Genomic DNA, 26757 nt, shown 5'->3' with positions numbered 1-26757 from the left:
TTACCGCACGCGGCCGGAGGCGGGGCCCCTAGTCGAGGGTGCAAGGGGCGGCGCCCGCGGTGCCCGGCGTGTTCGGCGCCCAGTGCGGGTAGCTGCGCGCGTCGTTGGCCGGCACCCAGCGGCCGGCGTCCACCACGTAGTCCCAGCCAAGGCCGCCCCGCCGCAGCTCCTGGAGACCGGCGAGCAGCCGCTGGGCGTCCTCGAGCCGGGAGCCGAGGCCGAAGCTGGCGCGCAGCGACCCGGCCGGCAGGCCCAGCCGCTTCAGCAGCGGATGGGCGCAGAACCGGCCGTCGCGCAGGCCGATGCCGTGTTCGGCGGAGAGGTAGGCGGCGACCAGTCCGGCGTCGTACCCGGCGACCGAGAAGTTCACGACGCCGATCGTCCCGGGCCCCTCCCCGCGGGCGGTGTCTTCGAAGATGTGGTGCACGCTCACACCCTCGATCCGCTGCAGGCCCTCCACAAGGAAGGAGCGGATGGCGTCCTCGTGGGCGTGCCACTGCTGTTCGTCAAGCGACTCGATCACCTGGCCGGCGCGGGCCAGCGCGGCGGCGCCGAGGACGTTCGGGGAGCCGCCCTCGTGGCGGGCCGGGCCGGTGGTCCAGCTGACGGTGTCGAGCCGCGCATCCCGCACGGCGCCGCCCCCGGCAAGGTGCGGGGTGCCGGCGTCGAGCCAGTCCGGCCGGCCCACCAGCACCCCGGCGCCGAACGGGGCGTAGAGCTTGTGGCCGGAGAAGGCGAGGTAATCGACGTCGTCGGCGGCGATGTTGATGCGGCGGTGCGGGGCCAGTTGGGCGGCGTCCACGGCGATCCGGGCGCCGAATTCGTGCGCCAGGGCGGCCAGCTCACGGATCGGCAGGATTTCGCCGGTGACGTTGGATGCGCCGGTCACGGCCAGCAGGCTCACGTCGCCGTGGGTGAGTTCCGCCCGGAGCCGTGCCAGGGTGCCGGCCAGGGTGGGCGCCGCGACGACGCTGCGGTGCGGGACGTTCTGCCAGGGCAGCAGGTTGGCGTGGTGCTCAATGTCGAGGTAAAGCACCTCGCCGGTGTGCTGGCCGCCGGCAACGGGCAGGCAGCCGGCCAGCAGGTTCAGCGAATCGGTGGTGTTCCGGGTGAAGATCACCGAGTCGTCCGGGCGTCCGCCGACGAACCCGCGGACGATGTTCCGGGCGTTTTCGTACACCGAGGTGCTGAGCTGGGAGGCGTAGCCGGCGCCGCGGTGCACGCTGGCGTAGTAGGGCAGGATCTCGTTCAAGTAGGCGGACACCACGGACAGCGCCGGGGCCGAGGCGCCGTAGTCAAGGTTGGCGTAGCGGACCTGGCCGCCCTGGATCAGCGGGGCCTGGATCTCGGCGCCGGAGACGGCGGACAGCGGCCGGCGCGCGGCGTCGAAGCGTGCCTCGGAAAGGGCCGCGCCGGTGCTGGTGGTGTGGGTGGGGATGGTGGCAGTCGTCATGGGACCTCGCTCAAAAAGGACCCCGCTCACAGGGGATCCGCGCTTGCCGGGTCCGCTCCGGACCGGCCAGGTCGTCACCCGGGGCACCCCGCCGCGAATGGAGGGTTGCCGGCCAGCAAACCGGGGTTTAGCGCTGGCACTCGTGACCTGTTTCGAGCCTAGGACATGGCCCGGCGGACGGAAAAGTGAGGCAGAAATATGAAGCGCTGTGTTACGAACTGCCGCGGGCGGGCCGGCTAGAGCAGGTCATCCAGGCCGGGGTTGAGGCGCTTGAGGACCTCCGAGTGCAGGATCGAGTTGGTGGCCAGGGCGTTGCCGCCGAAGGGACCGTCCTCACCCTCGAGCGAGGTGAAGCGGCCGCCGGCTTCCGTCACGATCGGGACCAGCGCCGCCATGTCGTAGAGGTTGAGTTCAGGCTCGCAGGCGATGTCGACGGCGCCTTCGGCCACCAGGCAGTAGGACCAGAAGTCGCCGTAGGCGCGGGTGCGCCAGACCTCCTCGGTGAGGCCAAGGAACTCATCGAGGTTGCCTCGCTGCTTCCAGCCGCCCAGGCTCGAGTAGGACAGCGAGGCGTCGGCCAGCCGGGAGACGTTCGAGACTTTCAGCCGGCTGGCGGCGGCCAGCGAGCGGCCCGTGTAGGCGCCGGCGCCCTTGGCCGCCCACCAGCGTTTGCCCAGGGCCGGGGCACTGACGACGCCGACCACGGGCTCGCCTTCATCGACCAGGGCGATCAGGGTGGCCCAGACTGGGACGCCGCGGACAAAGTTCTTGGTGCCGTCGATTGGGTCGATGATCCAGCGGCGGGAGCCGTGGCCGGAGCTGCCGAACTCCTCGCCGAGCACGGCGTCGCGGGGGCGGGAGCGGGACAGTTGCCCCCGGATGGCTTCCTCGGCGGCCTTGTCCGCGTCGGTGACGGGCGTGAGGTCCGGCTTCGTCTCGATCCGAAGGTCGAGCGCCTTGAAGCGGTTCATGGTCTGGGAATCTACGGAATCTGCCAGTACATGGGCAAGGCGCAGGTCATCGTTGTAGCTCGAAGCGGGTTGACTCATGCCTCCAAACTACCGCCAAAACGCGCCGCAGGCCGGGAGGCCACGTCGCCCGCTGCCGGGAGACCCGCTCGGGAGGCGCTGCTAGGAGACGCTGCCGAGTTCCTTGGTGTCCTGCGCTTCCAGCCGCGGGTCGGTGCCGAGCAGCCGGCGCAGCGAGGCGAGCCGGGCCGGGCCGGACGGGCCGGCGTGGCCGCCCTGCACCCAGGCGTCCACCCCGCAGTTGACGGCGGAGGCGTCGTGCTTGCAGCCCCGTTCGCAGTCCTCGGTGCCGGGCGCCAGGTCCGGGAAGGAGCGCAGGATCCGGTCCGGGTCCACGTGGGCCAGGCCGAAGGAGCGGATGCCGGGGGTGTCGATGATCCAGCTGCCGGCGGGCGCATCGTTGACCTTCAGCGCCAGCGCGGAGGATGAGGTGTGGCGGCCGCGGCCGGTGACGGCGTTCACGCCGCCGGTGGCGCGTTCGGCGCCGGTGAGCGCGTTCACCATGGTGGATTTGCCGACGCCGGAGTGGCCCAGCATGACGGTGACTTTTCCGTCGAGGTAGGCGCGCAGCTGCGAGACGGCGGTCTTGTCCAGCCGGGCGGAGAGGCCGTCATCGGAGCGGGCGTCGATGCCGGAGGCTGCCGAATCCGCGGTCTTGGAGATGATCACCGGGAAGTCGAGGTGCTGGTAGTTGGCGAGCAGTTCGGCGGGATCCTTGACGTCCGCCTTGGTGACCAGCAGCAGCGGCTCGATTCCGGCGTCGTAGGCGGCCACCAGGGCCCGGTCGATGAACCCGGTGCGCGGTTCCGGGTTCGCCGCGGCCACGACGACGACCAGCTGGTCGGCGTTGGCGACGACGGCGCGTTCGATCGGGTCCGTGTCGTCCGCGCTGCGCCGCAGCAGGGTGCGGCGGTCTTGGATCTTGACCAGCCGCGCCAGCGTGTCCGGCTCGCCGCTGACGTCCCCGACGAGGGAGACGAAGTCCCCGGCTACGACGGGGTTGCGGCGCAGTTCGCGGGCACGGGCCGCGATGATCTTGCGTTCCGTGCCGGTGCCTTCACCGACGACGGCGGTGTAACGTCCGCGGTCAACCGTGATGATGCGTCCGGTGACGGCGTCGTCGTGGCTGGGCCGGTCCTTGGTGCGGGGCCGGGTGCCCTTTTTATTCGGCCGGATCCGGACGTCGGATTCGTCCCAGGAGTCAGTGCTGCGGGCCACCGGCGGCGTCCTTCCCGGCGGAGGCTCCCGGGGCCAGCATGGCGTCCCAGAGCCGGGGGAAATCGGGCATGGTTTTGGACGTTGTGGCGATGTCCTCGACCTCCACGCCGGGCACGGCGAGGCCGAGGATGGCGCCGGCGGTGGCCATGCGGTGGTCGGCGTAGCTGTGCACGACGCCGCCGTGCAGTGCGGCCGGGCGGATGATGAGTCCGTCGGCGGTTTCTTCGGCGTCACCGCCGAGCCTTTTGATCTCGGCCACCAGGGCGGCGAGCCGGTCCGTCTCGTGTCCGCGCAGGTGCGCGATGCCGGTGAGCCGTGAGGGTCCGTTGGCCAGCGCGCAGAGCGCTGCGACGGTCGGCGCGAGCTCGCTGGTCTCGTCGAAGTCGCCGCCCTTGATTTCCGGGCCGCCGGTGACGGTCAGTGTGCCGTCGTCGAGACTGACGCTTGCCCCCATGGTGGCGAGGATGGTGCGCCAGAGGTCTCCCACCTGGGTGGTGTCGGCCGGCCAGTTGGGCATCCGGACGGTTCCGCGGGTGGCGAGGGCCGCGGCGAGGAAGGGCCCGGCGTTGGAGAGGTCCTGTTCGATCCGCTGGTCGAAGGCGCGGATCGGTCCGGGGGAGACAACCCAGTGGTTCGGCACGGAGTCATCGACCGCCACGCCGACGCCGCGCAGCACCGCGACCGTCATACTGATGTGGTCCAGGCTGGGCACCGGTTTTCCCACATGTTCCAGGTGGAGTCCCTCGGTGAAGCGCGCGCCGGCCAGCAGCAGGGCGGAGACGAACTGGGACGAGGCGCTGGCGTCGATGACGAGGTGGCCGCCGCGGACTTCCCCGGTGCCGTGGACGGTGAAGGGCAACGACGACGTCGGTCCGCCCTCGGGTGCGCTGACCGCCACCCCGAGTCCGGTCAGTGCCTCGATGATGGTGCCCATCGGGCGTTTGCGTGCGTGCGGATCGCCGTCGAAGCGGGACTCGCCGCGGCGCAGCGCGGCGACCGGAGGGACAAAGCGCATGACCGTGCCGGCCAGGCCGCAGTCAATTGCGGCGCCCGTTGCGGCATCACCGTCGGCAGCCAGGGGGATGGGCGTGATGTCCAGGTCCGGTCCGTAGGCGCCGTCGCCGGGCACCTCGGTGATGGTGGCCCCCAGCTGCCGCAGCGCCTCGATCATCAGGGCCGAGTCGCGGGAGTGCAACGGGGTGCGCAGCCGCGAAGGGCCGTCGGCGAGGGCGGCCAGGACGAGGTACCGGTTGGTCAGGGACTTCGACCCGGGCACCGTAACGGTGGCGTCGACCGGTCGCTCCGCGAACGGCGCACGCCAGTGCGGACCGCCGCCGGCCGGAAGGGAAGTGGCTGCTGCGGTGGGGGTGGTGCCAGTCATTGCCGTCTTAGGCTCCGGCGGCGTGGTCCACGGCCTTGCGGACCGCCTTGTCAGCCTTCTTCAGCTTTTTGCCCGTGGTCTTGCGTGCGTCGGCGGCGAGGTGGGCCGTAGTCTTGCGCGCGTCCGCGGCGAGGTGCTCGGCACGCCAGGCCAGGCTCGGCTTGCCCGCGGTGTCCACGGATGCCAGCAGGACGCCGCCGGTTAGGGAAACGTTCTTCAGCAACTGCTTGCGTCGGGCGTCGCGGCCCTGCTTGGAGGAGATGTCCGCGCTGCGCCATTCCACGTAAGCGTTAAGGGCCGAGATAGCTGCCAGCACGGTGGCGGCCAGGCGGGAGGCCTTGCCGAGAGCCAGGCAGACGCCGGCACCCACCTGGGTGCCGCCGATGACGCGGGCCAGGACTTTCTCGTTGGTCTGGAAGGGGAGGGACTCAGCGGCGCGGCGCAGCAGGGGAGACAGCTGGGTCGCAGTGTCATCCGCATTCTTCAGCTTGTCCATGCCTGCGAGCACGAAACTGGAGGCGAGCATAGGGCGGGCGAGAAAGCGGACAAAGGACATGAATTTCCTCCTGGATGGACGAACCGCGGACGCTGTGCGGGAGAACCGGTTCTAGTCTTGCACTTTTGCGGAATATTTGCCCGTTGTGCGGGGTTGTGCCTGACAGGTTCCAGCCGAAATGGGGGCGGGAAAACCAATGCAATAACTAGCGGCACAGCCGGTCATTCGGCCAGTGCAGGAAGGCGGAGGTTTGGTTCTGGTTAAAGAATCCCGACTGCTGGATGAAGCCACCGCGGACCCGTGGTCCGCGGCCCGGACGGGAGCTTTAAGCACCCGCCGGAAGGTGACAGTAGACTTGAACGCAATGAGCACCATGGATCCGGCCGTTACGGCCATGCACGAGGTTGCCGGAAACGACGACGCCAAACCCACCAAGGCAACCGCCGCCGGTAGTACTGCGGAAACGCCAGCCGTGGACGACGCCATCGCAGAACGTACAGCCGTGGAAACCGTAGCGGCGGACGGCACCGGCCAGCCCTTGGACACGGACGCCGAAAGCACGGACGAGCGCCGCGTCCGCTTCGAGCGTGATGCGATGCAGTATGTGGACCAGCTGTACTCGGCGGCGATGCGGATGGCGCGGAATCCCGCGGACGCCGAGGACCTGGTCCAGGAGGCGTACACGAAAGCGTTTTCCGCCTTCCACCAGTACAAGCCCGGAACTAACCTCAAGGCCTGGCTGTACCGGATCCTCACCAACACGTACATCAACCTGTACCGCAAGCGCCAGCGCGAACCGTTGCAGTCCAACTCGGACACCATCGAGGACTGGCAGCTGGCCCGTGCCGAGTCGCACACCTCGACGGGGCTGCGTTCGGCGGAGGCTGAAGCGCTGGACCACCTGCCGGATTCGGACGTGAAGCGTGCCCTGCAGTCGATCCCGGAGGAGTTCCGGCTGGCTGTCTACTTCGCCGACGTGGAGGGCTTCGCCTACAAGGAAATTTCAGACATCATGAACACCCCGATCGGGACCGTTATGTCCCGGCTGCACCGCGGCCGGAGAATGTTGCGGGACATGCTGGCCGACTATGCCGCCGAGCGGGGATTCAGGGCCGCGGGCGATCCCGCCGCAGCGGCCGAAAGCAACAATCAGGAGAACAGGAAATGAGCGACTGCCAGGGACTGGGCGACTGCGACGACACCCGGATGCAGCGCATCTACGAGTACCTCGACGGCGCCCTGACGCACGACGACATTGCCGAGATCAAGAACCACTTGGACGAGTGCCCGGAGTGCCACGAGCAGTATGACCTTGAATGCGTCATCCGCGTTATGGTGAAGCGCTCCTGCACCGAGGCCGCGCCGGAGAACCTCAAGAACTCCATCCTGGACCGGATCCACTCGATCCGCCCGGCCGACGCCGACGCCTGAGCGCCCCACACAGCAAGCCGCAGCACAGCAAGACCCAGCACAGCAAGACGCAGAACAGCAAGACGCAGCACAGCGAAAGACCCCGGGAACCGTGAGGTTCCCGGGGTCTTTCACTTAAAGCTGTCAATCCAAGCCGTGGCTTAGGTGTTGGGGCGCTTACCGTGGTTCGCGCCGCCACGCTTACGGTCACGACGTTTACGTGCACGTTTGCTCATAGCTGGCCTCCTTAATCTTGGTACTCAAAAGAGCTGCCCTCAAGTCTCCCACATCGGCGGACCCGCCGCGAACCGGGACCCGGCCGTCGGGGCGCCTCATCCCTCCAGTGAGTTCCGGATGGAGATCCGCGCCTGGTCCAGGACTGTCTTGACGGTTTCGAGCGTGACCGGGGTGATGGGACTGGTCCCGGCGTGCCGGCGCAGCTCGATCCGGACGTCGTCCCGGAAGGACTGCACCAGCATCTCCGCCTCCCGCAGCCTGCGGTCGCTGTCCTTGGAGTAGCGGGCCCCGGCCGGGGAGGCGGCGCTGCGGGCGGTGGAACGCGCCGCTTCGGCCGTGGCGGCCAGGTCTGCGCGCAACCCCTGCATGTTCACCCGGATGTCCTGCCGCAGCTTGTCGGCGAGCCGGCGGACCGAAGCGGAAATGTCGTTTTCCACATCCGCCAGCTCGTCCCGGCGCCGGTTGAGCTCCACCAGCCCGGCCGGCGTGATGCTGTAGTTGGTGCGCCGGCCCTCGGTGCGGGTAGCCACCAGCCCTTCCTCCTCGAGCTTGGCCAGCCGCGGATAGATGGTTCCGGCGCTGGGGGAGTACGTGCCGCCGAAGCGGTCGCTAAGCGCCTTGATCAGCTCGTAGCCGTGCTTGGGGCCGGACTCCAGCAAGGCGAGCAGGTACAGGCGCAGGGCGCCGTGGGCGAAGACCGGGGGCATCAGAGGCCCGCTGCGACGTCCGGGCCCGGCTGGCCGTGGAAAATGGAGGTTTTCCCCGACATCGAGTTGGTCCGGACCAGCATCAGCTTGGCGTCGGGTCCGGCGATCGTCTGCAGCGTCCCGCCCGGCAGGGCGTACTTCTGGTCATCGATCACCACCGCGCCGCTGGCCGACTTCGCGATGATGTCCACCCCGACGTCGTGCGGCAACCGGATGGTGACGTCCCCGGAGACCGAGTTGGCGCCGAAGTCCTGGGTAAAGCCGTGCAGGTCGAAGCTCAGGTCCCCGCTGACGGTGTTGGCGCGGATGTTGCTGAATTCGCCGGAGGCCGTAACCTCGCCGGAGACGCTCTTGGCCGTCAGCACACCGTGGTGGTTGCGGGCGATCACCTCGCCGCTGACGGTGCTCACGGCCAGCTCACCCGCGGTGCCGTCGGCCAGGACCGAGCCGGAGACGGTGTTCAGCCGGGTGTGGCCCGAGAGGCCGGACACCATACCGTCGCCGCTGACGGTGCCGGCTTCGACGTCGACGCCGGCCGGCAGCGCGATACTGATGACCACGGAATTGCTGGAGTTGTTGTTAACCGTGCCCATGAGGTTCTTGAACCATCCCTGCGGGCCGTGCAGCTGGTGCCGCACCTCGAGCCGGCCGTCGGTCAGGCTGACCGCGAGCGGGTCGCCGTCGATCTCGGAGATTTCAAGGCGGGCCACGGCCTCGTCGTGGGTGACGATGTCGAAGCGGCCGCGGACAATGCCGAGCTTCAGCGAGCGGACGCCGTCGACGTCGATAGTCTGGGGACCGGTAATGGTCCACGAGTTCTGTTCCATGGTTCCTCCGGGTGGACGGAGCGATCACGCCAGCGCCGTTGCTTGCGATATATCGCGACTATGGAAACACGGTATATCGCTCCCACCCGACGGTCAAGATATATCGCGTTCGGCTTTTTCAGACCGACGGCGGTGGACCCCTTTTGGGCTGCCTACTCCGGCGCGTCGATCCCCAGCCACTGGAACCAGCCGCGGTGCAGCACCAGCCAGGCCATCAGGCCGTAGCCGGCCTGGCCGGGGGTGCCGCCGTTGGCTGCCAGATCCTGCCGCCACTGCTCATGGTTCAGCAGCGGGGAGAAAGTGTCCACGTACAGGTGCTTGCGGCGCGTGGTGACGTCGGCGAAAGCGGTGTTGAGCTCGCCGAGCCGGCGGTTCTGCGCCGGATCCAGCGTCGGCGGCGGCCCCACGACAAAGACCTCGATCTTGTTCTGCGAGGCGGAGTCCAGGATGTTGGCGAGGTTGAGCCGGCTGCGGGCTGTGGACAGCCCGAACTCGATGTCGCGGCCGGACAGGCCGATCACCAGGCGGTTCTCGTGGTGGGGTCCGAAGCGGCGGCCGGCCTCCTCGAGCCAGCGTTCGGCGAGGCCCTCGGTGCCTTCCTGCGGGCACGGCAGCGGGTAGCTTTCCAGGCCCAGGCCCTCCTGCGGGGTGCGGGCGAGCACACGTCCAAGCCAGCCCAGCGCCCGGGGGTCGCCCAGGCCGGCCAGCAGCTCATCTCCAACGGCCGCGATCCGCAGCTTCCGATCTTCCACGACTACCTCTTCATTCCGAATGCCGGTTCAAAGCCTTAAACAAAGCTGCCCGGCCGGAGTCGTGGTGTTCCACTTCCGGCCGGGCAGCCTGGCGCTACTTACGTGCGAATGCCTGCTTGAGCAGGGCGTCCTGCTCGGCTGCGTGGCGCTTCATCGACCCTGCCGCGGTGGATGCCGAGGCGGGCCGGGACACGAGGCGCACGCGGCGGTCCAGTGCGTCCGGCAGGTTCAGGCCGATGAACGGCCACGGTCCCTGGTTGGCGGGCTCGTCCTGGGCCCAGACAACCTCGGCGTTCGGGTACTTGGCCAGCTCGGCGGCGATTTCCGCGGCGGGCAGCGGGTAGAGCTGCTCGACCCGGACGATCGCCGTCGTGGTGTCGCCGGTCTTCTGCCGGGTGGACAGCAGGTCGTAGTACAGGCGGCCCGAGACCAGCAGGACGCGGTCGACGGCGTCAGCCTGCAGCTGCTCGTGCTCGGGGATAACCGGCCGGAAGGTGCCCGTGGTGAAGTCTTCCACCGAGGACGCCGCGGCCTTGAGGCGCAGGAGCTGCTTGGGGGTGAAGATGATCAGCGGCTTGCGCGGCCGGCTGTACGCCTGGCGGCGCAGCAGGTGGAAGTGGGATGCCGGCGTCGTGGGGTTGGCCACGATCATGTTCTCTTCGGCGCAGAGCTGCAGGAAACGCTCGATCCGTGCGGAGGAGTGGTCCGGGCCCTGGCCCTCGTAGCCGTGCGGCAGCATCAGCACCAGTGACGAGCGCTGGCCCCACTTCTGCTCGGCCGAGGAGATGAACTCGTCGATGATGGTCTGCGCGCCGTTGACGAAGTCGCCGAACTGCGCTTCCCAGAGCACCAGGGCATCCGGGCGCTCCACCGAGTAGCCGTATTCGAAGCCCATGGCCGCGTATTCGGACAACAGCGAATCGTAGATCCACAGCTTGGCCTGGTCCTCGGACAGGTGGGCCAGGGGCATCCACTCGTCGCCGTTGGCGCGGTCATGGAAGACGGCGTGGCGCTGCACGAAAGTGCCGCGGCGCGAGTCCTGGCCGGCCAGGCGGACCGGGATGCCTTCCATGCTGAGCGAACCGAAGGCCGCGAGTTCGCCGAAGCCCCAGTCGATGCCGCCTTCGCGGGACATCTGCTCACGCTTCTCGAGCAGCTGCTTGAGCTTGGCGTGGACCGTGAAGCCCTCCGGGAAGTCGACGTGGGCCTTGCCGATGCGGGCCAGCGTCTCGGCGGAGATCGCAGTGGACTCCGGGGCGCTGATGGCCGTGTCGCCCTGCTGGGCGGAGGGCCGTTCCAGGTCGGACACCGCTGCGGAATCCGCGGTGATGATCGGGATCGGGGAGGTCTGCGCGGCGTGGGTTTCCGCGAAGACACGCTCGAGGCGTTCCTGGTAGTCGCGGAGCAGCTGCTCGGCTTCCTCCTCGGTGATGTCCCCGCGGCCGATCAGCGATTCGGTGTAGAGCTTCCGGACCGACCGCTTCGCCTCGATGAGGTTGTACATCAGCGGCTGCGTCATCGAGGGGTCGTCGCCCTCGTTGTGGCCGCGGCGGCGGTAGCAGACCATGTCGATGACAACGTCCTTGTGGAAACGCTGGCGGAACTCGTAGGCGAGCTGGCCGATGCGGACCACGGCCTCCGGGTCGTCGCCGTTCACGTGGAACACCGGCGCCTGGATCATCTTGGCGACGTCCGTGGAGTACGTGGACGAGCGCGAGGACGACGGGGCGGTGGTGAAGCCGACCTGGTTGTTCACCACAACGTGGATGGTGCCGCCGGTGCGGTAGCCGCGCAGCTGGGAGAGGTTGAGCGTTTCCGCGACCACGCCCTGGCCGGCGAAGGCGGCGTCACCGTGCACCATGATCGGCAGCACGGGGAAGGACTCACCCTGGTCCAGCCGGTCCTGCTTGGCGCGGACGATGCCTTCGAGGACGGAGTCCACGGCTTCGAGGTGCGAGGGGTTGGCGGCGAGGTAGACCTTGGTCTCCTTGCCGTTGTCGGAGGTGAAGGTGCCCTCGGTGCCGAGGTGGTACTTCACGTCGCCGGAGCCCTGCACGGAGCGCGGGTCCTGGGTGCCCTCGAATTCACGGAAGACCTGCGCGTACGTCTTGCCGGCAATGTTGGTGAGCACATTGAGTCGGCCGCGGTGGGCCATGCCGATGGCCACCTCGTCGAGTTCGTCGTCGGCGGCGTCGGAGATGATGGCGTCCAGCAGCGGGATCAGCGACTCGCCGCCCTCGAGCGAGAAGCGCTTCTGGCCGACGAACTTCGTCTGCAGGAACGTCTCGAAAGCCTCGGCCGCGTTGAGCTTGGAGACGATCCGGAGCTGTTCGTCCCGGCTCGGCTTGGAGTAGGGGTGCTCCAGCTGGTCCTGGAACCACTTGCGCTCGGCCGGGTCCTGGATGTGCATGTACTCGATGCCGGTGGTGCGGCAGTACGCGTCGCGGAGGACGCCGAGGATGTCTCGGAATTTCAGCATCGGCTTGCCGCCGAAACCGCCGGTGGGCCATTCGCGGTCCAGGTCCCACAGGGTCAGGCCGTAGGTCAGGACGTCGAGGTCCGGGTGCTTGCGCTGGACGTACTCAAGCGGATCGGTGTCCGCCATCAGGTGGCCGCGGACGCGGTAGGAGTGGATGAGCTGCTGGATCCGGGCGACCTTGTTAATCTCGTCCGCCGGGTCCACCTGCAGGTCCGGGCTCCAGCGCACGGGCTCGTACGGGATGCGCAGGGACTCGAAGATCTCGTCGTAGAAGTTCTGCGCGCCGAGCAGCAGCTGGTGGACCAGCTTGAGGAACTCGCCGCTGCCGGCACCCTGGATGACGCGGTGGTCGTAGGTGGAGGTCAGCGTGAGGACCTTGCTGATGGCGTTGTGCGCGATAATCTTCTCGCTCGCGCCCTGGAACTCGGCCGGGTAATCGAGCGCGCCGACGCCGATGATGGCCGCCTGGCCCTTGGAAAGGCGGGGGACCGAGTGCACGGTGCCGATGCCGCCCGGGTTGGTCAGCGAGACGGTGGTGCCCGAGTGGTCGTCAGCGGTCAGCTTGCCGTTGCGGGCGCGCTTGATCAGGTCCTCGTAGGTGTGCCAGAACTCGGAGAAGTTGAGCGTCTCAGCCTTCTTGATGTTCGGGACCATCAGCAGGCGGGTGCCGTCCGGCTTGGGCATGTCAATGGCGATGCCGAAGTTCACGTGCGCGGGCTGGACGGCAACGGGCTTGCCGTCGACGACGTCGTAGTAAACGTTCATCGAGGGGAACTGGGCCAGTGCCCGGATGACGGCGTAGCCGATCAGGTGAGTGAAGGAAACCTTGCCGCCGCGGGCGCGGGCCAGGTTGGAGTTGATGACCACGCGGTTGTCGATCAGCAGCTTGGCGGGGATGGCGCGGACGCTGGTGGCGGTGGGCACCTCCAGGCTGGTCACCATGTTCGCGGCGATGGCCTTCGCCGGTCCGCGCAGTACGGAGACGACGTCTTCTTCCGGCGCGGTGGGGGCCTTGACGTTCTTGGGCAGCTGGGCCGGAATGGGCTGGGTGCCGGCGCCGGGCTCGGCGGTCTTGGAGCCGTCGCGGGCGACGGTGGCCGGGGCCTTCTGGGCTGCGGCGGGGGCCGGCGCGGGCGCAGGAGCCGCGGCTGCGGTTGCTGCCGGAGCGGGTTGGGCGGCGGGAGCCTTCGGGGCAGCGGGCGCGGCAGCCGCGGGGGCTGCGGCGGCCGGCGTCACGACCGGGAGTTCGCGGGTGGAGGGGTGCGCGGCGGCCGTTGCCGAGGCGCCGTTGGTTGAGGAACCGTCGCCAGCGTCGAAGGACTCGAAAAGCGGCCACCACTTGGCGTCCACCGTGTTCTTGTCCTGCTGGTACCGCTCGTACAGTTCGTCAACGAGCCACTCGTTTCCGCCAAATTCCTCGGGTAGACGGTGGCTAGGCTGCTCTGGCACTTGAAATACGCCTCTTCCATGAGTTTGATTCCCGCTGGTTTCCACGGTGCCGCAGCACGTCAATCGAACCAGTTCTCCGCGTCCAGTGAACCCAGACCTTTGCCAGTCTAGTGAGCATTCCGGCCAAACCGCCAATAAGGGTGACTCAAATCATCCAGGAGTCGCAAAGGTGCCCCGCGGGGCCCGTCGCGCCCGCCGCCGGGCCGGAAGCGCGATGCCTGACGGGTGCCTCTAGAATCACAACTGACACCGCTTAATGAGGTAATCGAGGAGCAGCCGTGCGTTTTTTGAGTGAGCCGACCACCGACCTGACCTATTCGGACATCTTCCTGGTGCCGTCCCGCTCCGACGTGACCTCCCGGCTTGACGTGGACCTGTCGGCGGACGACGGGACCGGTTCCACCATCCCGCTGGTCGTCGCGAACATGACCGCGGTGACCGGGAAGCGGATGGCGGAGACGATGGCGCGCCGCGGCGGCCTCGCGGTCCTGCCCCAGGACGTGCCGCTCGACGTGCTGCGGAGCGTCACGTCGTGGGTTAAGGCCCGCCACGCCGTGTTTGAGACGCCGGTGAGCCTGCGCGCCTCGAACACCGTGATCGATGCCCTGCACCTGATGGGCAAGCGCCCGCACGGCGCCGTCGTGGTCGTCGACGACGCCGGAGCCGTCGCCGGCGTGGTGCGGGCTGCCGATTTTGAAGGCCAGGACCGTTTCGCGTCGCTTGGCTCCGTGATGCGCCACCAGCCGCTGGTGCTGGACGCCGCGGAGTTCGACGGCGGCGCCGAAGCCGGGCCGGGCGCTCCGGCGTTGTCCCTGCGCCGGGCCTTCGACGCCATGGACGCCGCCGGGACCGACTTCGCGCCGGTCCAGCAGGACGGCGTCCTCGCCGGCGTGCTGACCCGCAAGGGCGCCCTGCGCTCCACCCTGTACCGTCCCTCGCTCGACGACGGCGGCGCGCTGAAGGTGGCTGCCGCCGTCGGCATTAACGGCGACGTCGCCGGCCGGGCGGCCGAGCTGCTCGCCGCCGGGGTCAACGTGCTGGTGCTGGACACCGCGCATGGCCACCAGCAGAAGATGTTCGACGCCCTGGCCGCGGTCCGCAGCCTGGACCCCGGCGTACCGGTCGTTGCCGGCAACGTCGTCACCGCCGACGCCACCCGCGAGCTGATCCGGGCCGGGGCGGACATCGTCAAGGTCGGCGTCGGGCCCGGCGCGATGTGCACCACCCGGATGATGACGGCGGTCGGCCGTCCCCAGTTCTCTGCCGTGCTGGAGTGCTCGGCCGCGGCGCGCGACGCCGGCGGCAGGGTCTGGGCCGACGGCGGGGTCCGTTACCCCCGCGACGTGGCGCTGGCCCTCGCGGCCGGGGCCAGCCAGGTCATGATCGGCTCTTGGTTCGCCGGCACGCACGAGAGCCCGGGCGACCTGCAGCTCGACGCCAACGGCCGCCAGTTCAAGGAGAGCTTCGGTATGGCCTCGGCCCGGGCGGTGCAGAACCGCAACCAGCGCGAGGGCGCCTTCGAAAAGGACCGCAAAGCCCTGTTCGAGGAGGGCATCTCCACCTCCCGGATGTACCTGGACGCCGCCCGTCCGGGCGTGGAGGACCTGCTGGACATGATCACCGCCGGGCTGCGCAGCTCCATGAGCTACGCTGGCGCGGCCGACCTGGCCGCGTTCCGGGAACGGGCCGTGGCCGGCATCCAGTCGGCGGCGGGCTATGAGGAAGGCCGCCCGGTCCCGCAAAGCTGGTGACCGGCCCCGCCGCCGGAGCGGCCGCCGCCGGGCACCACGGCGGCGGTCGGCGGCGGCTGCTCCTGTAGACTGAAATTCTTATGGACAGTAAATCTAGGTGCCGGCCTGGGGGCTGCCCGCGCGGAACGGAACCCGTTCCCGCCCAGTCCACCCGCAGAGCCGGCAAACCCCGTTCACGCGCCCATCACTCCTCCGCTGCGCAGTCTTTCCGCGGACGCAGTGCCTTCCAGGAAACAGGGTCGGCCGCGGCTGACCACCCTCCGCCGGGACGTTTCCCCCGGCCATCACTCCGGCCCTCCGAAGCGGGCCGCTAAATGGAGTGGATATTGCTCGGAGCAGGACTGCTCCTCATTCTCGGCACCGGCTTCTTCGTCGCCGTCGAGTTCTCCCTGGTTGCGCTTGACCAGGCCACCGTCCAGCGGGCGGTGGACAACGGCGACACCGCCGCGGCCCCACTGCTTAAGTGCCTGAAATCCCTGTCCACCCAGCTCTCCAGCTGCCAGCTCGGCATCACCCTGACCACGCTGCTTACCGGCTACGTGATGGAACCGTCCGTGGGCAGGCTGCTCGAAGGCCCGCTGGCCGCCCTCGGCCTGCCCGAGGCCGCCGCGACGTCGGTCTCGCTGGTGCTCGCGATGGCGCTGGCGACCCTGCTGTCCATGCTGATCGGCGAACTGGTCCCGAAAAACATGGCGATCGCGCTGTCGTTCCCGGTGGGCAAGGCCCTGGCCCGGCCGCAGCTGGTCTTCACCGCCATCTTCAAGCCCGCGATCATTGTGCTCAACGGCTTCTCCAACAAGGTCCTGAACGTCTTCGGCCTCGAAGCCAAGGAAGAGATTTCGGGCGCACGCACCCCGGCCGAGCTTGCCTCGCTGGTGCGCCGCTCGGCCGCGATGGGAACCCTGGACGAACGGACCGCCAACTTCATCTCCCGCACCCTGAAATTCAGCGGGCGGACGGCCGCGGACGTGATGACACCCCGGATCCGGGTGGAGACCATCGACGGCCACCAGCCGGTCTCAGACATCGTGGAGGCCGCCAAACGCACCGGCTATTCACGCTTCCCGGTGATCGGCGAGTCCTCGGACGATATCCGCGGCGTAGTGCACGTCAAAAAAGCCATCGCCGTCCCGGCGGACCGCCGCGCCAACCTGGAAGCCGGCGCGATCATGACCGAGGTGCTCCGCGTGCCCGAGACCATCCACCTCGACGGCCTGCTGGCCGAACTGCGCGAAGGCAACCTGCAGCTCGCCGTCGTCCTGGACGAATACGGCGGAACCGCCGGGATCGCCACCCTGGAGGACCTGGTCGAGGAAATCGTCGGGGAAGTGGCCGACGAACACGACAAGGTCCGGCCCGGGCTGCTGCAAAGCGCGTCCGGGGACTGGTACTTCCCGGGCCTGCTGCGCCCCGACGAACTCTCCGAGCAGATCCCCGGCCTGACAGTGCCGGACGAAGCGGCGTACGAGACCGTCGGCGGCTACGTCATGAGCCAGTTGGGCCGCATCGCCGCCGTCGGCGACACCGTCGACGTCGGCGGCGGAAAGCTCAGCGTGACGCGGATGGACGGACGCCGGATCGACCGCATCTGCTTCAAGCCGTCGCCGCCGGAACACGAACCGCACACCGGATCCAACGGGCGCATTGACGTTGCCGGAAAGGCCGGTGCCGCATGAGCGACTGGCTGGGAATACTTTGGCTCGCTGTACTGCTGGTGGGCAACGCGTTCTTCGTTGCGGCCGAATTTGCCGTGATGTCCGCGCGCCGCAGCCAGATCGAGCCCCTCGCCGAGGCCGGGTCCAAGCGGGCACAGACCACGCTGCGCGCCATGGAGAACGTCTCGCTGATGCTGGCGTGCGCCCAGCTGGGCATCACGGTCTGCTCGCTGCTGATCCTGCAGGTGGCCGAGCCGGCCATCCATCACCTGTTGGCGGTCCCGCTGGAGGCGCTGGGCGTCCCGCTGGAGCTGGCCGACGTCGTGGCGTTCTCCATCGCGCTGCTGGCCGTCACCTTCCTGCACGTCACCTTCGGCGAGATGGTGCCGAAGAACATCTCGGTCTCGGTCGCGGACAAGGCCGCGCTGCTGCTGGCCCCGCCGCTGATGTTCATCGCCCGTGCGGTCAAGCCGGCCATCGTGGCGCTCAACTGGTCCGCGAACCACATCCTCAAACTGATGCGGATCGAGCCGAAGGACGAGGTCACCTCCTCCTTCACGCTTGAGGAGGTCCAGTCGATCGTGCAGGAGTCCACCCGGCACGGCCTGGTGGACGACGACGCGGGGCTGATCACCGGCGCGCTGGAGTTCTCCGAACATACGGCCTCCCAGGTCATGGTTCCGCTGGACAAGCTGGTGATGCTCAAGGCCGCCACGACTCCGGAGGAGTTCGAGAAGGCCGTGAGCCGGACCGGGTTCTCCCGCTTCCCGATGCTCGACGACGACGGCATGCTCTCGGGCTATCTCCATATCAAGGACGTGCTGTCCATCCCGGAGGCCGGCTACCAGCACCCGATTGCGGAAAGCCGTATCCGCTCGCTGGCCAACCTGGCCATGGAGGACGAGATCGAGAAGGCGATGTCCGTTATGCAGCGCACCGGCTCACACCTGGCCCGGGTGATCGGCCCGGACGGACATACCCAGGGCGTGCTGTTCCTCGAGGACGTGATTGAGCAGCTGGTCGGGGAGATCCGGGACGCCACGCAGGCCACCGGCTACCGCAGGCTCGGGCAGGACTAGGGGAGGGCAGGCAACACGGGGGCTAACCCTAAATAGGAATGATTCCTATTTAGGGTTAGACTCGGTGTATTGCTAATGCTTCTCAATAACAGATCCGAGGTCTTCCCGTGCGCCGTTCCGCTGCCGCTGTTCTCCTTGCCGGCCTCAGCAGCCTCCTGCTGACGGCCTGCGGTCCCACCTCCGGCGGCGACCGGCCCGGTGCCGGCGACGGTGTGGTCGACGTCGTCGCTTCCACCAGCGTCTACGGCGACATCGCCCGCACCGTCGGCGGTGACAAGGTCAAGGTCACCTCGATCATCAACCGGACCAGCCAGGATCCGCACTCTTACGAGGCCACCACGCAGGACAAGCTCGCGGTCTCCAAGGCCGAGCTGGTGGTCGAGAACGGCGGCGGCTACGACGACTTCCTGCACAAACTGGCGCAGGACACCGGGCTGGCCGAGAAGAACCTGCTCAACGCGGTGGAGGTCTCGGGCCTGGACTCTGACGCGGCCGGTTCAGCCTCAGCCGCGCCCTCGACCGCTGCCTCGGTCTCACCCTCGACGGACGACGACGGCCACAGCCACGCGGCCGGGGGATTCAACGAACACGTCTGGTACAGCCCGGCCGCGATGAGCCGACTGGCTGATGCGCTGGCGGAGAAGCTGGGCGCGCTGGAGCCTTCCTCGGCCGGGGACTTCCGGAACAACGCCGCGACCATGAAGAAGGAGCTGGGCGGCCTGGAAACGAAGCTGACCGCGCTCAAGGCGTCGGCCGCCCACGGCGGCGTCGCCGTCACCGAACCGGTGCCGCTGTACCTGCTGGAAGCAGCAGGCCTGGAGAACCGAACGCCGGCCGAATATAGTGCCGCAATCGAAGCGGGTTCGGATGTTCCGCCCGCCGTGCTGCGGTCCGCGATCGACGTCGTGAAGTCCGGCGACATCCGGCTGCTGGCCTACAACCCGCAAACCGAGGGCCCCCAGACCCGCGCGCTCAAGGACGCCGCCGTCGCCGCGGGGGTACCCGTGGTGGACTTCGGCGAGACCCCGCCGGAAGGCGAGGGCTACCTGCAGTGGATGTCCGGCAACGTGGACAACCTGGCTAAGGCCCTCGCCCGGCGCTAGCGCCTAAGATGATCGCAACGGCGTGGCCACCGGGCCTAAGCAGAAATCGAGGAAAACCCAGTTGACACCCGTAGTGAGCCTGCGCGGAGCCTCCCTGACGTTCGGGAACCGGACGTTGTGGGAGAACCTGGACCTGGACATCCACCCCGGTGAATTCTTCGCCGTGCTGGGACCCAACGGCAGCGGCAAGACCACCCTCCTCAAGGTCCTGTTGGGTTTGCAGGACCTGAGCTCCGGGACCGCCGTCCTGGACGGCCAACCCATCTCCCGCGGCAGCCGGAGGATCGGTTACGTTCCGCAGCAGGAATCCTTCGATCCCGACACGCCGCTGCGCGCCCGGGACCTGGTGGGCCTCGGCGTCGACGGGCACCGCTGGGGGATCCGCCTCGGCGGGGCGAAGGTGAACCGCAGGATCGACGCGCTGCTCGCCGAAGTGGGCGCGCAGGACTACGCCAAGGTCCCGGTCGGAAAGCTCTCCGGCGGGGAACAGCAGCGGCTGCGGGTGGCACAGGCCCTCGCCACCGAGCCCAAGGTGCTGCTGTGCGACGAACCGCTCCTGTCACTGGACCTGCACCACCAGCAGGCGGTCAGCGCGCTGATCAACAAGCAGTGCCACGAGCAGGACAGCGCGGTGATCTTCGTGACCCACGAGATCAACCCGATCATGGATTACGTGGACCGCGTCCTCTACCTGGCCGGCGGCCGTTTCCGGGTGGGAACGCCCGAGGAAGTCATGACCACGGAGGTCCTGTCGGATCTGTACGGCAGCCACGTCGAAGTGATCCGCGCCAACGGCCGGCTGATCGTGGTGGGGCTGCCCGACGCGACGACGCACCACCATGAAGACGCCCACTCGATCGCCGGAGAGGTGGGCTAGGTGGATCTGGACAGCCTGCTCCGTTCAATCTTCAACTTCGAGAACTACGGCGAACTGCTGGTGCTCGTGCAGAACTCCATCTGGGCCGGCGCGGTGCTGGGCCTGCTGGGCGGCCTGGTGGGCACCTTCGTCATGAAGCGCGACCTCGCGTTCGCGGTTCACGGCATCTCCGAACTTTCCTTCGCCGGCGCCGCCTTTGCCCTGCTGGTCGGGGCCGATGTGGTGCTCGGCTCGCTCGCCGGGTCCGTGGTGGCGGCGCTGCTGCTGGGTCTGATGGGGGTCCGGGCGCGGGACAAGAACTCGACCATCGGCGTGCTTATGCCCTTCGGCCTGGGCCTGGGCATTCTGTTCCTCTCGCTCTACGAGGGCCGGGCCGCTAACAAGTTCGGGCTGCTCACCGGCCAGATCGTGTCCGTCGGCACCGTGCAGCTGCAGGTGCTGGCCGGCGCCGCCGTCGTCGTGATGCTGGCACTGATCGCCATCTGGCGGCCGCTGACCTTCGCGAGCGTCGATCCCAGGGTGGCCGCGGCGCGCGGCGTTCCGGTGCGCGGACTGGCGCTCGGCTTTATGCTGCTGCTGGGCGTGAGCGTGGCGCTCTCCATCCAGATCGTCGGCGCCCTGCTGGTGCTGGCGCTGCTGATCACTCCGGCCGCCGCCGCCCTGCGCGTGACCTCCTCACCGCGGCTCGTGGTGCTCCTCAGCGTGGTCTTCGCGGTGACGGCAACGGTGGGCGGAATCCTGCTGGCGCTCGGCGGCCGGCTGCCGATCAGCCCCTATGTGACCACGTTGTCCTTCCTGATCTACGTGGTGTGCCGGATGATCGGCGGCATCCGGGACCGGCGGGGCTATAACGGCCGGATCGTCGCGCCGGCGCCGGCGCAGGGCTAGGTCCAGGGACCCGTTCCTTCCCCGCCGTGCCGTTCGCCCGGATGGTCGCTTCGGGCAGCCGCCGGAAGTATGGTGCAGGCATGGGGGATACACAGAGGAAAATGCTGCGGCCGTTTCTGCGCGTAGTGCTGCTAATGCTGCTGCTCTCGACGGCGGTTTCCGGCTGCCTTGCGGAGCCGCGGCAGCCGGACCTGTCCAGCCGGGAGGACTTCGCCCGCAGCGTCATGTCCGCAGCCGTGTCCGGCTCCGTGGAGCGCGTCGAAGCTCTGGTCGACCCCGTCTTCAGCAACCCCCGGCCCGAAGCCCAACAGCTGGTCGACTCCACCCGGGGCTGGACTCCGGGCTCTTGGCAGCTCGGGATCAGCAACGATTTCCCGGAGATAGCCAACGTCACCGCCTCGCAGAACGGACACGCCTCCGCCGTCCGCTTCGCGATCTCGTGGAGCGACGACCGCTGGGTCCTGGTGATGGGGGAGTCAACGGGCGGCCCGAGCGGCGGCGCAAGCGCCGGCGCGAAGCCCATCGGCCCGGGCGCCCATCCCAAGATTCTGCCGGGGGAGACTACCCCCTCGACGGGCGCTTCAAGCCAGCCGCCGCAGCCGACGCAGCCGGCCGGGCTGCCCGCGGCGTGCCCCGTCCGCACAGCTGGAACCGGCGCCGACGCGCTGACCTGCCGGACGTTCACCTCGACGTCGGGCTACGCTCGCGGCCAAAACATGCACTGGCTGACATCGTCGCCGCTGCACCTGAGCTTTGACCGGATGAGCGGTGTGACCATGGTGGTCCGGATGCCGTGCGGCGTACTGAACGTCCCTGTTTCAGTGGACGATTTCGGGCTGGTTCCCGACCCGGCCCGCATGGCGGAGTCGGCCGACGGCTGCGCCGGCCCGGACGCGGAAAACCGGGCCTGGACGAGCGCCTTTTTTAAGGCACCGCTGGTCTACCAGCTGGCCTCCGCAGAGCTCGTGCTGACCAACGAGCACGGCCAGATCCGGTTCACGCAGAACTGAGGTGCGGGACGCAATTTCACGCTTCGCCCCGCCGCTGCTGGAACTCAGGATGTCCGCGCCGCTGGGCTGACTAGCATTTTCGGCGTGCTCGGTAGTGGCGGAGCTCCCTGAGGAATTCATCGGATGAGAGTCCTTCAAGGGTGAGTCCAAAGACGCCACCGCGTCCAACGAAGAGCTTCTGGACGAGTGTTTCATCCGACGGCGACTCAGTGAGGATCCAGCGGGCGAAATGGGGCGTCAGGTGTTGAAGGTGCTTGCAGCGCCAATGCATCTCGTCCCCCGCGCTGTACCCGGTGCCTATTACCAGACCCTGCTGCCGTCGGCGCTGGACCCGTCGGAGAGCCTCTCCGATGAGCAGGACATCCTCGACCGCCCGAAGTGAATACTCCTCCGAGGCCAAATCCGTCAGGCCGACGGGCTCGGCCAGCCCGAGTGCACGGTAGGCGTCGAGGATAATTTCGTAGTTTTCGGGCTCGAACGCCAGGAAGTCCCGGATGAAGCGCTCACCCGAGAACTCGCTCCGGAAGCGGCGTACAAAACTTTCGGTAGCCCCGTGTGGATACCGAGGACTGGGATTCGGCTTGCCGTCATGAAGGCTGATGCGCATCGCCACGGCAAAAGGTCCGTTGGACTGCAGATCGTGATCGAGATCCATCAGCGTTTGAGTCGCAAACGTACCGAAAAAGTTGAGCCCTTCTGCGATTTGTGCGCGCTCATGGCCGCGCTCCTGGTCCTTCCACCGCGCTATCCACAGGGCGGCTTCGCGGCGGCGTTCCGCTGTCACTCCGAGAGCGGATAGCCGTTCCTCGGAAACCGCTGCCGAGCGTTCGGCGGCCAGCCGGTCCTCGGTCTCCGTCTTGAGCCGGTGGTCAGCCCACGCCCGTTCAGCCAACTCCGCCAGGATCCGGGCCCGCTCGCCGTTTAGCTCCGTCATGGACCTGATCCTAAGGGCAGGGCCGTGAATGAGCTCGGGACCGGTCTGTCTGGACGGACAGCGCCAAACCGGGTTTCTCTAGCGGCCTGCCTGCAGGGCCGTGCACTCGGGGCACAGCCCGAAGATCTCCACCGTGTGCTCCACGGCGGTGAAGCCGTGCTCACTTGCGATCCGTGCCGCCCAGGCCTCGACGGCCGGCGCTTCGACTTCGACGGCTTTGCCGCAGTTGCGGCACAGCAGATGGTGGTGGTGCCCGGTGACCGCGCACCGACGGTAGACGACTTCGCCCTCGGCGTTCCGCAGCACATCCACCAGGCCGTCGTCGGCGAGAGACTGCAGGATCCGGTACGAGGTGGCAAGCGAAACCGAAGTGCCCCGCTCCTGCAGGATGCGGTGCAGCTCCTGGGTGCTGACGAAGTCGGCCAAATCGTCCAGGGCGGCGCTGACGGCCAGCCGCTGCTTCGTGACGCGTTGCTCCTTGCCCGGCTCCTTGCCGGCCGGCGCCGCTGCCTGGGCCGGAGCCTGGCTGCCGCCGGTGGTGGCGCCCTGGGACATGGGGAAACTCGCTTCGCTGGGGGTCATACTGCGGGAAAGGGGCAGGGTCCCAGATTACCAGCCGGGCATCGTGGACACCGCTTCGCGGGGCACCATAGGCTGGCCGGATGAAGCTGACAAAATTCACCCACGCCTGTGTCCGTCTCGAAAAGGAAGGCCGGGTGCTGGTGCTGGACCCTGGAACGTTCTCCGAGACGGACCAGGCCCTCGCCGGTGCGTCCGCCGTGCTGATCACGCACGAGCACCCGGACCATATCGACGTCGACGTCGTCACCGAGGCGTTGCTGGCGAACGCAGAACTGCAGCTCTTCGCCCCCGACGGCGTCGCGACCCAGCTGCGCGGCAAGGCGCCCGCGGCGGAGGATCGGATCCACACGGTGGCCGCGGGCAGTACCTTCGAGGCGGCCGGCTTCGCCATCCGGAGCTACGGCGGACAGCATGCCCTCATCCATCCGCAGATTCCCGTGGTGGCCAACGTCGGCTTCCTGATTGATTCCAACGTCTACCACCCGGGGGATTCCTTCGCGATCCCGGACGGCATCGAGGTTCAGACCCTGCTGGTGCCCATCCACGCACCGTGGAACAAGGTGGGCGAAGTGGTGGACTTCGTCATCGGCGTCCGCGCGCCGCTGGCTTTCCCGATCCACGACGCCCTGCTGAACGACACGGGACGCGGCCTGGTGGAAGGGCACGTGACCCGCATCGGCGCCCGGTACGGCACCGAATACCGGCACCTCTCCAGCGGCGAATCGGTGGAGGTCTAGGTTCCGCTGCCGGTCAGGCGGGCCAGGTTCCGCTGGCGAAGAAGTCGCGGATGGTGGCCTCGTGGGGTTCCGGATCCAGGCCCTGGGACTGCAGCCAGGCAGAGTCGTAGTAATTGCCGGAGTAGCGGTCCCCGCCGTCGCACATCAATGAGACCACGCTGCCGCGGCGTCCTTCAGCGATCATCTCGGCGATGAGCTGCCACACGCCCCAGAGGTTCGTACCGGTGGACGGGCCGGCATGCAGCCCGGCGTGCTCGCGCAGATGGCGCATCGCCGCCACCGAGGCGGCGTCCGGCACCTGGATCATGTGGTCGATCACGGCCGGCACAAAGCTCGGCTCCAGCCTGGGCCGGCCGATTCCCTCGATCCGGGAGGGCAGGCCGGTCGCACCCGCCGCAGCGCCGCCGTCCCGGCTGGCCAGCCAGCCGGGGAAGAACGCGGAATTCTCCGGATCGACGACGGCGAGCCGGGTGGCGTGCCGCTGGTAGCGCAGATAGCGGCCGATCGTGGCGCTCGTCCCGCCGGTGCCGGAGCCCACGACGATCCAGCGGGGGACCGGGTGCTCTTCGAGCGCAAGCTGGCCGAAGATCGACTCGGCAATGTTGTTGTTGCCCCGCCAGTCGGTGGCCCGCTCGGCATAGGTGAACTGGTCCATGTAATGGCCGCCGGTGCTGCGGGCCAGATCCTCGGCCGCCGCGTACACCTCCGAGGCATGGTCCACCAGATGGCACGAGCCGCCGAACTGTTCAATCAGCGCGATCTTCTCGCGGCTGGTGGTCCGGGTCATCACCGCGATGAACGGCAGGCCCAGCAGTTGCGCGAAGTAGGCCTCAGAGACGGCAGTGCTGCCACTCGAGGCTTCCACAATGGTGGTGCCTTCGCGGATCCAGCCGTTGACCAGCCCGAAGAGGAACAGCGAACGGGCCAGCCGGTGCTTGAGGCTTCCGGTGCGGTGGGTGGATTCGTCCTTGAGGTACAACTGGACGCCCCAGTCCTCGGGCAGGGGCACCGAGTAGAGGTGGGTGTCGGCTGATCTGTTGTTCTCGGCATTGATCCGGCGGATGGCTTCGTCGGCCCAATCCCGGTCCTGCTGGCGCACATTTGTCACCGACCCAGCCTACCCGCGGCGGCGTGCGCCCCCGGTTAGAGTGGGCGGATGGACACCCTCATGACTGCCGCCGAACTCAAAGACCGCTTGGACTCCGGCGCGCGGACCGTGCTGCTGGACGTCCGCTGGGCGCTGGGCGACCCGCACGGCCGGGAACACTACCTCGCGGCGCACCTCCCCGGTGCGGTGTTCGTAGACCTCGCCACCGAACTCGCCGGACCGGCCGATCCCAGCCGCGGACGTCATCCCTTGCCGCCGCTGGAGCAGTTCCAGGAGTCAGTGCGCAGCTGGGGTGTCCGGGACGGCGACGTCGTGGTGGCGTACGACGACACCGGCAACCTTGCCGCTGCCCGGGTGTGGTGGATGCTGCGCAACGCCGGCTTCCCTGCGGTCTGCCTGCTCGACGGCGGCTTGGCAGCCTGGCGCGCCGAGGGCTTCGACGTCGAAAGCGGTGAACCGGCCGTCGAGGCCGGAGATGTCGTGTTGGACGACGGGGCCATGCCGGTGATCGGCATGGGTGAGGCAGCCGCGTGGTCCGGCCGGGGCCTGCTCCTGGATGCCCGCGCCGGCGAGAGGTACCGGGGCGAGATCGAACCCGTGGACCCCCGCGCGGGGCACATTCCCGGCGCGGTGAGCGCGCCCACCAGCGCAAACCTGGCTGCCGACAGCCGCTTCCTCCCGGCAGCCGAGCTCCGCGAACGCTTCACCCGCCTGGGCGTGCAGGTGGACTTGCCGACGGCGGTGTACTGCGGTTCCGGCGTGACCGCTGCCCACGAGATCGCGGCACTGGAGATCGCAGGCTTTCCCGCGGCCCTATACCCGGGATCATTCTCGGAATGGTCCAACAACGCCGCCAACGAGGTGGTGACCGGTGCCGCTCCGGAGGGCGACGCATCCCAGGCCGAGCCGGCAGCCGACCCGGCCTCCCAGGCCGACCCGGCAGCCGACCCGGCGCAGGGCGGCTGGCTCAACTAAGCGGCCGGCTGTACCGGCGGGCGGGTGCCCGCGCTTACCTTCGCCCGGCGCTGTTTGGCGCGGTGCCTGAGCTTTCGGCTCTGGAGCGGCGGTTTTGGAGTGTCCGTGGCAGATCTGTCCTCTTCGGAGCGCGGTTGTGGCCGGCGGATGACGCTGGTTCCCGGCAACGGCGGTGCGGTGGAGTGGTAAGTGTGGCCGGTCGGTGTCGTGAGTTTCAGCGTATGTCTGGGGCCGGGGCGGGGCTTGGCGGTCCAGCCGGGGGTTTCTTTGGTGTGGTTGCAGGCTTCGCAGAGTCCGGCGCCGTTGCTGAGGCTGGTGGTTCCGCCGTTGCGCCAGGGAATGATGTGGTCCATGTGGCGGATGGGCGCGTCGCAGTACGGGGTGCGGCAGGTGTCGTCCCGGGCCTGGATGAACCGGCGGAGCCCGGCGGGGAAGAGCCTGGCGCGGGAGTCCATGGCGATGAGTTCTCCGGTGGCGGGGGCGGTGTAGAGCCGGCGGATCCAGGTCGTGAAGGCGCGTTCGTCGGCCGGGCTGCCTGGGTCGCCGGTGCCCGAACCCGGCTCGCCGCCCGGGCCGCCTGCTGCACCAGTGGCGCCGGTGTCCGGGGCTGCGGTACCGAAG

The 26757-nt window shown here is 68.4% G+C and carries 24 protein-coding genes and 1 riboswitch; of the genes, 11 read left to right on the top strand and 13 right to left on the bottom strand.

Translation table 11 applies throughout. The features are described 5' to 3' along the window. Positions 1 to 28: 28 nt before the first annotated feature. From ABIN76_RS10490 to ABIN76_RS10470, 5 genes are all read right to left on the bottom strand, one after another. Positions 29 to 1453, bottom strand: a complete 1425-nt coding sequence (locus ABIN76_RS10490; RefSeq protein ID WP_346959660.1) for an aminotransferase class V-fold PLP-dependent enzyme — start codon at positions 1451 to 1453, stop codon at positions 29 to 31. Positions 1454 to 1487: 34 nt separating this feature from the next. Then, a riboswitch (SAM riboswitch) is annotated at positions 1488 to 1601 on the bottom strand. Between the two features lie 88 nt (positions 1602 to 1689). Beyond that, positions 1690 to 2502, bottom strand: a complete 813-nt coding sequence (gene hisN / locus ABIN76_RS10485) for a histidinol-phosphatase (RefSeq protein WP_346959659.1) — start codon at positions 2500 to 2502, stop codon at positions 1690 to 1692. An 81-nt stretch (positions 2503 to 2583) separates the two neighbouring features. Beyond that, positions 2584 to 3699, bottom strand: a complete 1116-nt coding sequence (locus tag ABIN76_RS10480) for a ribosome small subunit-dependent GTPase A (RefSeq protein ID WP_346959658.1) — start codon at positions 3697 to 3699, stop codon at positions 2584 to 2586. After that, positions 3683 to 5080 carry a 3-phosphoshikimate 1-carboxyvinyltransferase gene (gene aroA / locus ABIN76_RS10475; protein WP_346959657.1) on the bottom strand — a complete coding sequence of 466 codons (1398 nt, stop codon included), beginning with the start codon at positions 5078 to 5080 and terminating at the stop codon, positions 3683 to 3685. Before aroA ends, ABIN76_RS10480 begins: the two co-directional genes overlap by 17 nt. A gap of 7 nt (positions 5081 to 5087) precedes the next feature. Next, the gene (locus tag ABIN76_RS10470) at positions 5088 to 5636 is read right to left on the bottom strand and encodes a DoxX family protein (protein ID WP_346959656.1); all 549 of its coding nucleotides are present in this window, start codon (positions 5634 to 5636) and stop codon (positions 5088 to 5090) included. A gap of 283 nt (positions 5637 to 5919) precedes the next feature. On the opposite strand from ABIN76_RS10470, the gene ABIN76_RS10465 reads away from it, so the two are divergent. Beyond that, positions 5920 to 6744 (top strand): sigma-70 family RNA polymerase sigma factor, encoded by an 825-nt coding sequence (locus ABIN76_RS10465; RefSeq protein ID WP_346959655.1) that lies wholly within the window; start codon positions 5920 to 5922, stop codon positions 6742 to 6744. Then, a complete protein-coding gene (gene rsrA / locus ABIN76_RS10460) occupies positions 6741 to 7007 on the top strand; it encodes a mycothiol system anti-sigma-R factor (RefSeq protein ID WP_346959654.1) in 267 nt (88 codons plus the stop codon). Before ABIN76_RS10465 ends, rsrA begins: the two co-directional genes overlap by 4 nt. A 311-nt stretch (positions 7008 to 7318) precedes the next feature. Here rsrA and ABIN76_RS10455 read toward each other — a convergent pair whose 3' ends face one another. The 4 genes from ABIN76_RS10455 to ABIN76_RS10440 form a co-directional block, all read right to left on the bottom strand. Further along, positions 7319 to 7930, bottom strand: coding sequence for a PadR family transcriptional regulator (locus tag ABIN76_RS10455; RefSeq protein WP_346959653.1), 612 nt, complete (start codon positions 7928 to 7930; stop codon positions 7319 to 7321). Further along, positions 7930 to 8757: a DUF4097 family beta strand repeat-containing protein gene (locus ABIN76_RS10450; protein ID WP_346959652.1), complete on the bottom strand. Its 828-nt coding sequence runs from the start codon at positions 8755 to 8757 to the stop codon at positions 7930 to 7932. Before ABIN76_RS10450 ends, ABIN76_RS10455 begins: the two co-directional genes overlap by 1 nt. Positions 8758 to 8909: 152 nt before the next feature. Next, a complete protein-coding gene (locus ABIN76_RS10445) occupies positions 8910 to 9509 on the bottom strand; it encodes a GDSL-type esterase/lipase family protein (RefSeq protein WP_346959651.1) in 600 nt (199 codons plus the stop codon). Positions 9510 to 9603: 94 nt separating this feature from the next. Continuing rightward, the gene (locus tag ABIN76_RS10440; RefSeq protein ID WP_346959650.1) at positions 9604 to 13437 is read right to left on the bottom strand and encodes a multifunctional oxoglutarate decarboxylase/oxoglutarate dehydrogenase thiamine pyrophosphate-binding subunit/dihydrolipoyllysine-residue succinyltransferase subunit; all 3834 of its coding nucleotides are present in this window, start codon (positions 13435 to 13437) and stop codon (positions 9604 to 9606) included. A 278-nt stretch (positions 13438 to 13715) separates the two neighbouring features. Between ABIN76_RS10440 and ABIN76_RS10435 the strand changes: the two genes are divergently transcribed. The 7 genes from ABIN76_RS10435 to ABIN76_RS10405 all read left to right on the top strand — a co-directional run bounded on the left by ABIN76_RS10435 (position 13716) and on the right by ABIN76_RS10405 (position 21800). After that, positions 13716 to 15188 carry a GuaB1 family IMP dehydrogenase-related protein gene (locus ABIN76_RS10435; RefSeq protein WP_346959649.1) on the top strand — a complete coding sequence of 491 codons (1473 nt, stop codon included), beginning with the start codon at positions 13716 to 13718 and terminating at the stop codon, positions 15186 to 15188. 314 nt (positions 15189 to 15502) lie between these two features. Then, positions 15503 to 16864: a hemolysin family protein gene (locus tag ABIN76_RS10430; RefSeq protein ID WP_346959648.1), complete on the top strand. Its 1362-nt coding sequence runs from the start codon at positions 15503 to 15505 to the stop codon at positions 16862 to 16864. After that, positions 16861 to 17922, top strand: coding sequence for a hemolysin family protein (locus ABIN76_RS10425; protein ID WP_346959647.1), 1062 nt, complete (start codon positions 16861 to 16863; stop codon positions 17920 to 17922). Before ABIN76_RS10430 ends, ABIN76_RS10425 begins: the two co-directional genes overlap by 4 nt. 107 nt (positions 17923 to 18029) lie before the next feature. Further along, positions 18030 to 19025 carry a metal ABC transporter solute-binding protein, Zn/Mn family gene (locus ABIN76_RS10420; RefSeq protein WP_346959646.1) on the top strand — a complete coding sequence of 332 codons (996 nt, stop codon included), beginning with the start codon at positions 18030 to 18032 and terminating at the stop codon, positions 19023 to 19025. 61 nt (positions 19026 to 19086) lie between these two features. Beyond that, the gene (locus tag ABIN76_RS10415) at positions 19087 to 19902 is read left to right on the top strand and encodes a metal ABC transporter ATP-binding protein (protein ID WP_346959645.1); all 816 of its coding nucleotides are present in this window, start codon (positions 19087 to 19089) and stop codon (positions 19900 to 19902) included. Next, entirely contained in the window at positions 19903 to 20790 is an 888-nt protein-coding gene (locus tag ABIN76_RS10410) for a metal ABC transporter permease (RefSeq protein WP_346959644.1), read from the top strand. It begins immediately after the preceding gene. Between the two features lie 80 nt (positions 20791 to 20870). Next, positions 20871 to 21800, top strand: a complete 930-nt coding sequence (locus tag ABIN76_RS10405) for a hypothetical protein (protein ID WP_346959643.1) — start codon at positions 20871 to 20873, stop codon at positions 21798 to 21800. Between the two features lie 70 nt (positions 21801 to 21870). Here ABIN76_RS10405 and ABIN76_RS10400 read toward each other — a convergent pair whose 3' ends face one another. Both ABIN76_RS10400 and ABIN76_RS10395 read right to left on the bottom strand, forming a co-directional pair. After that, positions 21871 to 22734 (bottom strand): hypothetical protein, encoded by an 864-nt coding sequence (locus tag ABIN76_RS10400; RefSeq protein WP_346959642.1) that lies wholly within the window; start codon positions 22732 to 22734, stop codon positions 21871 to 21873. 78 nt (positions 22735 to 22812) lie between these two features. Further along, positions 22813 to 23316: a Fur family transcriptional regulator gene (locus ABIN76_RS10395; RefSeq protein ID WP_346959641.1), complete on the bottom strand. Its 504-nt coding sequence runs from the start codon at positions 23314 to 23316 to the stop codon at positions 22813 to 22815. Positions 23317 to 23396: 80 nt separating this feature from the next. Here ABIN76_RS10395 and ABIN76_RS10390 point away from each other — a divergent pair, with 80 nt between their 5' ends. After that, positions 23397 to 24053: an MBL fold metallo-hydrolase gene (locus ABIN76_RS10390; protein WP_346959640.1), complete on the top strand. Its 657-nt coding sequence runs from the start codon at positions 23397 to 23399 to the stop codon at positions 24051 to 24053. Between the two features lie 13 nt (positions 24054 to 24066). Here ABIN76_RS10390 and ABIN76_RS10385 read toward each other — a convergent pair whose 3' ends face one another. Beyond that, positions 24067 to 25161, bottom strand: coding sequence for a PLP-dependent cysteine synthase family protein (locus ABIN76_RS10385; RefSeq protein ID WP_346959639.1), 1095 nt, complete (start codon positions 25159 to 25161; stop codon positions 24067 to 24069). Between the two features lie 48 nt (positions 25162 to 25209). Here ABIN76_RS10385 and ABIN76_RS10380 point away from each other — a divergent pair, with 48 nt between their 5' ends. Next, positions 25210 to 26136, top strand: a complete 927-nt coding sequence (locus ABIN76_RS10380; protein ID WP_346959638.1) for a sulfurtransferase — start codon at positions 25210 to 25212, stop codon at positions 26134 to 26136. On the opposite strand, the gene ABIN76_RS10375 is transcribed toward ABIN76_RS10380, so the two are convergent. Then, the coding region (locus ABIN76_RS10375) for an HNH endonuclease signature motif containing protein (protein ID WP_346959637.1) at positions 26133 to 26757 on the bottom strand (625 nt) is incomplete at its 5' end. The two genes, ABIN76_RS10380 and ABIN76_RS10375, sit on opposite strands and share 4 nt — an antisense overlap.

It is taken from the genome of uncultured Arthrobacter sp. (assembly GCF_964021775.1).
Taxonomy (GTDB): Bacteria; Actinomycetota; Actinomycetes; order Actinomycetales; family Micrococcaceae; genus Arthrobacter.
The sequence above is the reverse complement of the archived record's forward strand: the minus strand, read 5'-3'. Positions and strand labels throughout refer to the sequence as shown.